At 59.1% G+C, this 9,129-nt stretch carries 10 protein-coding genes and 1 tRNA gene; 10 read left to right on the top strand and 1 reads right to left on the bottom strand.

Annotation, left to right across the window (positions count from 1 at the left end; genetic code table 11):
• The first annotated feature begins 7 nt into the window (after positions 1-7).
• The 10 genes from ACR0LZ_RS17385 to ACR0LZ_RS17430 all read left to right on the top strand — a co-directional run bounded on the left by ACR0LZ_RS17385 (position 8) and on the right by ACR0LZ_RS17430 (position 8,631).
• On the top strand, positions 8-964 hold the full coding sequence (locus ACR0LZ_RS17385; RefSeq protein WP_480751154.1) for an ABC transporter permease: 957 nt from the start codon (positions 8-10) through the stop codon (positions 962-964).
• Positions 964-1,779, top strand: coding sequence for an ABC transporter permease (locus tag ACR0LZ_RS17390; protein WP_480751180.1), 816 nt, complete (start codon positions 964-966; stop codon positions 1,777-1,779). The genes ACR0LZ_RS17385 and ACR0LZ_RS17390 overlap by 1 nt, the downstream gene beginning before the upstream one ends.
• Positions 1,776-3,413, top strand: coding sequence for an ABC transporter ATP-binding protein (locus ACR0LZ_RS17395; RefSeq protein ID WP_480751156.1), 1,638 nt, complete (start codon positions 1,776-1,778; stop codon positions 3,411-3,413). The genes ACR0LZ_RS17390 and ACR0LZ_RS17395 overlap by 4 nt, the downstream gene beginning before the upstream one ends.
• A gap of 140 nt (positions 3,414-3,553) precedes the next feature.
• Complete coding sequence (locus ACR0LZ_RS17400; protein ID WP_480751158.1) at positions 3,554-4,390, top strand: alkaline phosphatase family protein; 837 nt, start codon at positions 3,554-3,556, stop codon at positions 4,388-4,390.
• A gap of 173 nt (positions 4,391-4,563) precedes the next feature.
• On the top strand, positions 4,564-4,812 hold the full coding sequence (locus ACR0LZ_RS17405; protein ID WP_480751160.1) for a tyrosine-type recombinase/integrase: 249 nt from the start codon (positions 4,564-4,566) through the stop codon (positions 4,810-4,812).
• 189 nt (positions 4,813-5,001) lie between these two features.
• Positions 5,002-5,268 carry a helix-turn-helix transcriptional regulator gene (locus ACR0LZ_RS17410; protein ID WP_480751161.1) on the top strand — a complete coding sequence of 89 codons (267 nt, stop codon included), beginning with the start codon at positions 5,002-5,004 and terminating at the stop codon, positions 5,266-5,268.
• 143 nt (positions 5,269-5,411) lie between these two features.
• Complete coding sequence (locus tag ACR0LZ_RS17415; protein ID WP_480751163.1) at positions 5,412-6,410, top strand: TOTE conflict system archaeo-eukaryotic primase domain-containing protein; 999 nt, start codon at positions 5,412-5,414, stop codon at positions 6,408-6,410.
• 223 nt (positions 6,411-6,633) lie between these two features.
• Positions 6,634-7,188: a hypothetical protein gene (locus tag ACR0LZ_RS17420; RefSeq protein WP_480751164.1), complete on the top strand. Its 555-nt coding sequence runs from the start codon at positions 6,634-6,636 to the stop codon at positions 7,186-7,188.
• Positions 7,181-7,939 (top strand): terminase large subunit domain-containing protein, encoded by a 759-nt coding sequence (locus ACR0LZ_RS17425; protein WP_480751166.1) that lies wholly within the window; start codon positions 7,181-7,183, stop codon positions 7,937-7,939. The genes ACR0LZ_RS17420 and ACR0LZ_RS17425 overlap by 8 nt, the downstream gene beginning before the upstream one ends.
• Positions 7,927-8,631, top strand: coding sequence for a hypothetical protein (locus tag ACR0LZ_RS17430; protein WP_480751168.1), 705 nt, complete (start codon positions 7,927-7,929; stop codon positions 8,629-8,631). The genes ACR0LZ_RS17425 and ACR0LZ_RS17430 overlap by 13 nt, the downstream gene beginning before the upstream one ends.
• 390 nt (positions 8,632-9,021) lie before the next feature.
• On the opposite strand, the gene ACR0LZ_RS17435 is transcribed toward ACR0LZ_RS17430, so the two are convergent.
• A tRNA-Met gene (locus ACR0LZ_RS17435) sits at positions 9,022-9,098 on the bottom strand.
• Between the last annotated feature and the right edge of the window lie 31 nt (positions 9,099-9,129).

The raw sequence follows: 9,129 nt of genomic DNA on the forward strand, positions 1-9,129 counted from the left end.
CCTCAGAATGCACCCGATCATCAAACTGGTTTCCCAGCGCCTTGCGCTGGGACTCCTTTTGCTCATTGGCGCTTCGGCCCTGATCTTTGGCCTGACCGAAGCCCTGCCCGGAGACGCCGCGCAAGCCGTCCTGGGCCAGTCCGCAACCCCGGAATCCCTCGCCAACCTGCGCGAGGAAATGGGCCTCGACCGTCCTGCCCTGACCCGGTACTTCGATTGGTTGGGCGGCATCGTGCAAGGCGACCTTGGCCAGTCGCTGACCAACAAGCTGGACATCGCCGAAAGCATCGGCAAGCGGCTTGGGAATACACTGTTTCTGGCCTGCGTAGCGGCGATCGTATCGGTTCCGCTGGCGATCTTTCTGGGCCTGCTGGCCGTCCGGTATCGCAACCGCTGGCCTGACAAACTGATTTCTGCCGTCACCCTGACGACGGTTTCGATCCCCGAATTCCTCATCGGCTATGTGCTGGTCTATTTCATCTCGGTGAAACTGGGATGGTTCTCGTCGCTGGCGATGGTCAACGACTCCATGTCTTTCGGTGAAAGGCTTTACGCCATTGCGCTGCCCGCCTTGGTTCTGACGCTGGTGGTATTGGCGCAGATGATGCGGATGACGCGGGCGGCGATCCTGAACCTGATGCAGTCGGCCTATATCGAAACGGCCGAGCTGAAAGGGTTGTCCACTTTTCAGGTCATCGCCCGGCATGCGTTTCCGAACGCCATTTCGCCCATCGTGAACGTCGTCATGCTGAACCTGGCCTATCTGGTGGTCGGTGTTGTCGTCGTCGAGGTGGTGTTCGTCTATCCCGGCATGGGGCAATACCTTGTGGATGCGGTGACCAAGCGCGACGTGCCGGTTGTTCTGGCCTGCGGCGTGGTGTTCGCTGCCGTCTATATCGGCCTGAACATGGTGGCAGACATCGTGTCGATCCTTGCCAACCCAAGATTGAGGCACCCGAAATGATCAAGAATATTCCTCTTTCGGCGCTGATCGGCCTGTTCTTCACCGGCCTCTATTTCTTTGTGGCGTTCACCGCGCCGCTGATCGCCCCTTATGGAATGGCCGAGGTTGTGGGCGACGTGTGGGAACCCGCCAGCGCCGAGCACCTGCTGGGCACCGACAATATCGGCCGCGACCTGCTGACCCGCATGATCTATGGCGGGCGCACGACGATTTTCATCGCCGCGGCGGCGACGATCCTGAGTTTCGCGACCGGAACCTCTCTGGGGTTGCTGGCAGCGGTTCTGGGGGGATGGGCCGATCAGGTTCTTAGCCGGGCAGTCGATCTGGTGATGTCGATCCCGACACTGATTCTGGCGCTGGTGGTGCTGGCAATCGTACCCGTGACCGTCCCGATCCTGATTTTGGTAATGGGCCTTCTGGATGCGACGCGCCCCTATCGCCTGTCGCGATCCGTTGCCGTGGACATCAACGTGATGGACTATGTCGAAGCCGCAAAGCTGCGTGGTGAGGGCCGGGTCTGGATCATCTTCCGGGAAATCCTGCCGAATGCCCTGTCGCCCCTGGTGGCTGAATTCGGCCTGCGGTTCATCTTCATGGTGCTGTTCATTTCGACCCTGTCCTTCCTGGGACTGGGCGTGCAGCCGCCGCTGGCCGACTGGGGCGGCATCGTGAAGGAAAACAAGGACGGCATCGTCTATGGCATCGGAGCGGCCCTGTGGCCCGCAGTCGCCATCGCGACGCTGGCCATTTCGGTCAACCTTGTGGCCGACTGGGTGCTGAACCGCACCACATCGCTGAAAGGAGGCCGGGGATGAGCGAACCACTTCTCAAGGTCCGTGGCCTGAAAATCGGCGCGACTGTCTATCCGCCGGGCGAAAAGCCCCATGACATCGAAATCGTGCACGGGGTCGATTTCGACCTGGAACGCGGCAAGGTGCTGGGGCTGATCGGGGAATCCGGGGCCGGCAAGTCCACCATCGGCCTTGCCTCGATGGCCTATGGCCGGGGCGGGGTCAAAATCACCGGCGGCGAAGTCTGGGTGAACGGGCGCGATATCATGAAGTCGTCCCTGGGTGACATCCGCAACCTGCGCGGCGGCGAGGTGACATATGTCTCGCAATCCGCGGCGGCATCGTTCAACCCGGCCAAGAAGATCATGGATCAGGTTGTCGAAGCGGCGGTCGAGCACAAGAAATTCTCGCGCAAGCAGGCTGAAGCACGCGCGCGGGAACTGTTTGCCAAGCTGGGCCTGCCCGATCCCGACAATATCGGTGATCGTTACCCGCACCAGGTCTCGGGCGGCCAGTTGCAGCGCTGCATGACCGCGCTGGCGCTGTGTCCGGAACCCGATCTGGTGGTCTTCGACGAACCCACCACGGCGCTGGATGTGACCACCCAGATCGACGTTCTGATGGCGATCAAGGAAGCCATCGCAGATACCGGCGTGGCGGCGCTTTACATCACCCACGACCTTGCCGTCGTGGCGCAGGTGAGCGACGAGATCATGGTGCTGAGGATGGGCAATACGGTCGAATATGGCTCGACCGACCAGATCATCAACAACCCGCAGGAGGAGTATACCCAGGCGCTGGTCTCGGTCCGCTCCATCGAGCACGAGGAAAAACAGCCCACGCCCGAAGCGGTGCTGACCGTCGACGGGATCACCGCGCGGTACAAGGGGCTGAATTTCGACGTGCTGCACAACGTCAATGTCGAGCTTCATCCCGGGCAGACGCTGGCGATCGTGGGCGAATCCGGCTCGGGCAAATCCACGCTGGCGCGGGTGATCACCGGGCTGTTGCCGCCGCGCGATGGCTCGATCACTTTTGCCGGACGCAAGCTGTCGCGTGATCTGGCCGGGCGATCCCGCGAGGATCTGCGTGAGTTGCAGATGATCTATCAGATGGCCGATGTCGCGATGAACCCCCGCCAGACTGTGGGTACGATCATCGGACGGCCGCTGGAGTTCTATTTCGGTATGCGCGGATCGGAAAAGCGCAAGCGGGTCATCGAATTGCTGGACGAGATCGAACTGGGCGAAAAATTCATCGACCGCTATCCGGCGGAGCTGTCGGGCGGCCAGAAACAGCGGGTCTGCATCGCCCGCTCGCTGGCGGCCAAGCCCAAGATGATCATCTGTGACGAGGTCACCTCGGCGCTTGATCCGCTGGTGGCGGACGGCATTCTGAAACTGCTGCTGGATCTGCAGAAGATCGAGGATGTGGCCTATCTGTTCATCACCCACGATCTGGCGACGGTGCGCGCCATCAGTGACAGTATCGCGGTGATGTATCAGGGGCGCGTTGTCCGCTATGGCTCGAAATCGCAGGTGCTGAACCCGCCCTTTGACGACTATACCGATCTGCTGCTCAGCTCGGTGCCCGAGATGCATCTGGGTTGGTTGGAAGAAGTGGTTGCGCATCGCAAGATGGAGAGCGCGGGGAACTGATCCCGTTTCGAAAAACGTTAATCCCGGCTTTTGCCTGACGGCAGAGGTCGGGATTTTACCATTCGGGGCGTGAACTGGCAGGCCTGTGCGCCGCTCTTCGCTAGTCTCGGCCAAAACTGACCCTCGCAACGGAGCACGCGATGGACCGCAAATTGCTGTTGATCATTCTGGACGGCGTACCGTACCGGAATTTCCGCCGTCTGTTCGGCAATCTCGAAGGCTGGGTGGACAGCGGCGAGGCGCGGGTGTGGAAGCTGCGCGCGGTGCTGCCCTCGACTTCGGCAAGCTGCTATGCCTCGATCCATACCGGCGTCACCCCGCAGGAACACGGCTGTACCGGCAACGGCAACGTGTTTCGTCTGAACCACAAGGACATCTTTAGCCAGGTGCGCCAGGCAGGCGGTGTCACCGGCGCGGTCACGCACAGCTTTTGGTCGCAATTCTTCAACCGTCATCCGTTCGATTATGTCCGCGACATCGAATATGACGAACCCGAGAGCACGACCATCAATCATGGCCGGTTCCATTCGATGACCGGGTATGGCCATGCCAACCAGATGACGCCGTCGGATGTCGACCTGTTCGCGACACTGACCAATCTGTGTCTGCGCTTCGGTCTGGATTACGGTATTTTGCACACCTGCACGCTCGACAGTATGGGGCACCGCTTTTTCCACGAATGCGAGGAAATGGATCATGCCTGTTTTGTCATGGACGAGATGCTGGCCCCGTTCATCCCGCGGTGGCGCCAGTTGGGGTATGACGTGATCGTCACCGCAGATCACGGCCAGGACGAGCGTGGCCATCATGGCGGGCGCAGCGAGTTGCAACAGGAAACGGCGCTCTATTACTTCGGGGATGCCGACGGGCCGGAACCGGTTGCGGTGATCGACCAGTTGCAACTGGCACCGACTGTTCTGGACCGGCTGGGGGCGCCCATTGTCGATACCATGAAGGCAAAGCCGTTCTTATCGTGACCCGCTTTCAACTGGCGCTGGAAAGGCGATTGCAACGCCTTTCCCGTAAGCGTCCGATGAACCCGACCTAGCAACTGTATTTCTCAGGCGGTCTGAGCCGACCAGTTTTGCCGAGATTTTAGGAGTGCGTTCGCGATTGTAACGAGCTTTCTAGCGACTGCTGTGATGATGACTTGGGGTCGTGGACGCTGCATTCGTTGCGGCACACTTTTGCGACAACAGCAGTTGAAGCAGGCATCCCGGAGGAAGTGGTTGGGCGGCTCCTGAATCACGCTGCCAAATCGATCACTGGGGCGCGCTATGTTCGCCCGAACCTCGACTTCATGCGAGCCGCGATGTCGGTGGTCGTCAACGAGTTGGATAAACGCTTGAATCTACAGGAATCCGCAAGCGAGCCTCAGCGTTTAAACGCGTTACCTTAATAATATCAGATACTTACTTGCATTTTGCCCGGTTCTACCCATATAAATCATTGCGGAAACATCGCCGACGTCGGACGCATTAGCGAGAACGGGAGTCCGACTGAGAGTTCGCGGTCGCCCGAGAGGGTGTATCAACCGGGTTGCCCGTCAGCAGACGGGAGTAGGTGTAAGGTAGACCGGTCGGCTGCAATGAGGCAGCGGCGACCGGCGCTGCGCACCACCGAAGCCGGAGCACCGCGCGGACAGGCACAGCCCATAGAAGGGTGTGCTATGTCCTGTGAATACCTTACCACCGAGGAAGCTGCTGAAGTCCTTCGGCTTCGCCCGACGACGCTCGAACATTGGCGGACGGTCCGCAAGGGACCGCCCTTCGTGCGTGTCGGCCCCCGGTGCGTCCGCTATCGCAGCACCGATCTTGATCTCTGGCTGAGCCAGCGGTCCATCGCAACGAACTGAAAACCCCGGAACGCGAGCGCGCTCCGGGGCGGGTGGTAGTACTGCGACAATGGCAAGGTGTCTACTGGCATCATAAGTCGCTGAATTTATTGCCACAACCATGACTTCGGGTGCGTTCCGTCTCTTTCGACGGAGTAGTCACAATGAACTCTTTTCTAGTACTTTTCGATGGATGGTCGAAAGACCATCTTCAACTTTCGCCCGGCGAAAAAACTGAAACCGGCAAGGTGCGCGGCGAATACCGCACTGTTCCCGGCCCCATTACGGCCGAAATGGTGCAGCGCCACTTCGACGGCGAAGTGAGCCTCGGCGTCTCGCCTTTACGCGAGGATGGAACCGTGATGTTTGGTGCCATCGATGTCGATATCGCAGATATGGATATCGATCTCATCCATGCCTGCGCGCGCCGCATTCGTGCGACTTGCGCGTTCTTCTGGTCGAAATCGCGCGGCATTCACATCTATGTCTTCGCGGAAGAACCTATTCCCGCGCAGCTGATGGTCGATTACCTCACGATGCTGCGTAACCGGCTGCCCAAGGAGGTGCAGGTTGCCGCAAAGGAAATCTTTCCCAAGCAGACCAGTCCAACCGATGTGAAGAAGCCGAGCGCAATCAACCTGCCGATGTTCGGAAAACAGCGTGAATGCATTGGCGGTTTCACGCCTGATGGTCGGACGATTGCTGTGGGTGACAATGAGAAGCCGACCGAACTCTTCGATCTTCTCGCCACAGACTGCCGGGTTTCCCTCGACTTCGTGACGAAGGCTCTCAAGGCACGGCAGGTTGTCGTCGACACGGTCAACGCCGGATACCGCATTCCCGATGATCCGCCGGGACGGCAGGAACTGCTCTGGCGTGTCGCCTGCTCAATGCAAGCTCGCGGATGGCCGGACCAGGACCTTGAAGCAGAGCTACGGCGCCTGAAAGTTCCTCGTCAGGTCAAGAAGATGGTGGGCAGGCCTTGCCCACCCCCACTCCACGGAATGGAGAAAACGAAGTCTTCCTTGATCGTGAGGCCGCCCGCGATGTGCAAAAATATCGAGCGGCCAAAACAGCCGCCGAGGCACGTGGCGTTCCACTTCGTATCGTGGACAACAACGGCCCGGCTGTCGCCGCACGGCCGGGAAAGCAATCTGAACTGAGGAGCTTCGACGATCCAGTCCACAAAGTCCGCTACCTTCGACGCGATCAAATCCAAGGCGCACCAATTCGACATCGCACCGCCGCGGAACGGGACGGGCTGAAGCTCGTCCTATTCACTTCGCTTGATGACCTCGACGAAAACGGTATGGCCGCCTATCGCGAGGCGCGTGGCAAGCCGTGAGAGAGTCACCGCAAAGGAACGACCGCGGCAGAGTTCCCGAATTGGCCCGCCCGCGAAAGAAGACCGGCAGGCCCTGCACGATATGCAGTCACCCTCTTGTTGCCGACATAGACCGCCATATCGTGCGCCGCTCAATGACGCGCGCCGCGATGGTGACAAAGTACGATGTGAGCCAAGACGCACTTCGTCGCCACTTCAACGCTCACATTTCTGAGGAAGCCAAGCGGAGCATCTTGCTTGCCGAGAGGGTCGCGCGTCAGAACATGTCGGCTTCTGCGCTAAATGCCGATCGTGTCGACATCGACACGGGCCTACGCCGGATCGTTTCTGAAATCGATGGCATCCTTCAACGCGCCAAGGAGAGCGAGGACCATCTGCTCGCCCTCGCATCGTTGCGGGAGATGCGGACAACCCTTGTGACCCTCGCAAAGTTGCATGGTCAGCTGAGCCAGGAGCTTACGGTCACAGTGAATCTCAATGAATCGCCGCAATTTCTGACGCTTCGCGAGATGATCCTTCGGGTTCTGGAGCGGCACTCCAAAGCAAAGACCGACTTCCTTGAAGAAATGCGGAGGCTCCAGATCGCGCATGGATAGCCATCTGCGCCAATTTCTCGAAGGAATGGTGATCGGCTTGGACCCCGTCGAGCGGTTCCGCGCGGCCATCGGAGAACCCGACGACTATCAAATCGAAATCCTCCGGACCGATCCCACCAACAGTCGAGAGGATCAATTCGTCACCGTGCTGGCCAGCCGGCAGACGGGCAAGAGCACCACGGTTGGAGCCATCGCATACGACGACTTCACCCGTGGCAAGACAGTGCTGTTGGCCGCCCCCGCGCAGCGGCAGAGCATGGAACTGATGCGACGGATAAACGAATTCCGAATTGCCGATCCCGCCCCCCCAAAGATCGTGCGCTCTACGATGAGCGAAATTGAGTCCGCGGCTGGTGGGCGCGTTGTGTCAATTCCCGCCACTGATCAAGCGCGCGGCTTTACTGCTGATACCATTGTGCTCGATGAGGCCGCATGGCTGGCGGATGATGCCATAGCGGCTCTCCTTCCGATGCGGAAAGCCGATGGACGCGTTCTGATGATGTCGACGCCCAAAGGCCGCGAAGGGTTCTTCTATGAGACGTGGACGGCAGCGCGGACAAGACGAGTATTCGCCCGTTCAATCGATATCCCACGGCTCGCGCCAAAGGTCGCCTATGACCGCCGCTTCATGTCCGAACTTCGTTTCCGGATCGAGCATCTTTGCGAGTTCCAAGGCGCGGGTGTGCCATTGATTTCCTACGATGTCTTGGATGCCGCCGTCTCGGAGAGAGCAGCTCTATGTCTGACTTGATCCACCTCGACAGTGGACGGATTGCCCTCTCCACCGACAATGACCCTGCCATCGAGCGCGTAACAGGCTACAGCCGATATGTGCTTGGCATGGACCTTGGTCGGAGTGATCCGTCTGCGCTGGTTTTGCTTCATGACGAGCGATTGCCTGAATGGGATAGCCCCCTGCGTCAGCGCCTCGGAGCGCGGCGGAGAACCGTGGTATGGGCCGACCGGGTATCAGACACTGCCTATACCGATCTCGCGCGTTACGTCGCCTCTCTGCTGGCAAAGCCTAGTCTCTTAGGTCGAACTGATCTGATCGTGGATGCGACTGGTCTGGGGCAACCATTCTGCGATGTTCTCGACGAAGGAGGCATCGAACACTTCGCGGCAACCATGACTGCCGGGCAGACATGGAAGCGGCGGGGGAACAAAGTCTCGGTTGCAAAAAACGTACTCTTGGAAAAGCTCGCCGCCGGTTTTGAAACGGGCGCTATAGAGATCGCAAAAGACCTCCCACTACGTGATCAACTGATTCACGAGGTGGCCTCGTTTGAACTCGAAACCACAGCTGCAGGCAATCTCGTGCTGGCCGGAGGCGGCAAAGGACATCATGCCGACATGGCCGTTGCGCTGGCGCTTGCGTTCTTTGGTACGGAGCACCTCTCAGGTTACGTCGTCGGGCAGAGCAGGCTGACCGGATGGTATTAACCGCTAGGACTTCCCAAGAAGGTCAGTCAGCTTCGTGGCTGTCTGCAACTTGGAAAAACTGGTGTATCGAGGCCCCTGCATCGCGCCCATCGGAGCGTCGCCATACTGGATCGGCCCAATTTCCTTTGCCTTCTCGGAAAAGATGACCCGGTACTTTCCGCCCTCGCCATAGGGCTCAATTCGAGAGACCGGAGCGTAGACCGTTTGTCGCACAGGGATAGTGGCGGTTTCAACTTTAAACACAAAATCTACGGAAATGAGGCAGGCCTACATGCAATCGCCTCTAATTCGAAGGCTAGGATATGGTTCCCCGGTTCAAATCCGGTGCAAACCGGTTTCTAGCGCTATAATGCAAAAAGCCCTAACCGCTTGCGGTTAGGGCTTTTAATTTGGTTGCGGGAGCAGGATTTGAACCTGCGACCTTCAGGTTATGAGCCTGACGAGCTACCTGGCTGCTCCATCCCGCGACACTTTAGTTTGGTCTACCGCCTATTCGGC

The organism is Ruegeria sp. CI1 (assembly GCF_056536925.1).

What these genes read in the sequence shown, in the direction of transcription:
- ACR0LZ_RS17395 (WP_480751156.1), top strand. Translation starts at nt 1,776, where the DNA reads ATGAGCGAACCACTTCTCAAGGTCCGTGGCCTGAAAATCGGCGCGACT.
- ACR0LZ_RS17385 (WP_480751154.1), top strand. Translation starts at nt 8, where the DNA reads ATGCACCCGATCATCAAACTGGTTTCCCAGCGCCTTGCGCTGGGACTC.
- ACR0LZ_RS17415 (WP_480751163.1), top strand. Translation starts at nt 5,412, where the DNA reads ATGAACTCTTTTCTAGTACTTTTCGATGGATGGTCGAAAGACCATCTT.
- ACR0LZ_RS17425 (WP_480751166.1), top strand. Translation starts at nt 7,181, where the DNA reads ATGGATAGCCATCTGCGCCAATTTCTCGAAGGAATGGTGATCGGCTTG.
- ACR0LZ_RS17400 (WP_480751158.1), top strand. Translation starts at nt 3,554, where the DNA reads ATGGACCGCAAATTGCTGTTGATCATTCTGGACGGCGTACCGTACCGG.
- ACR0LZ_RS17410 (WP_480751161.1), top strand. Translation starts at nt 5,002, where the DNA reads ATGAGGCAGCGGCGACCGGCGCTGCGCACCACCGAAGCCGGAGCACCG.
- ACR0LZ_RS17430 (WP_480751168.1), top strand. Translation starts at nt 7,927, where the DNA reads ATGTCTGACTTGATCCACCTCGACAGTGGACGGATTGCCCTCTCCACC.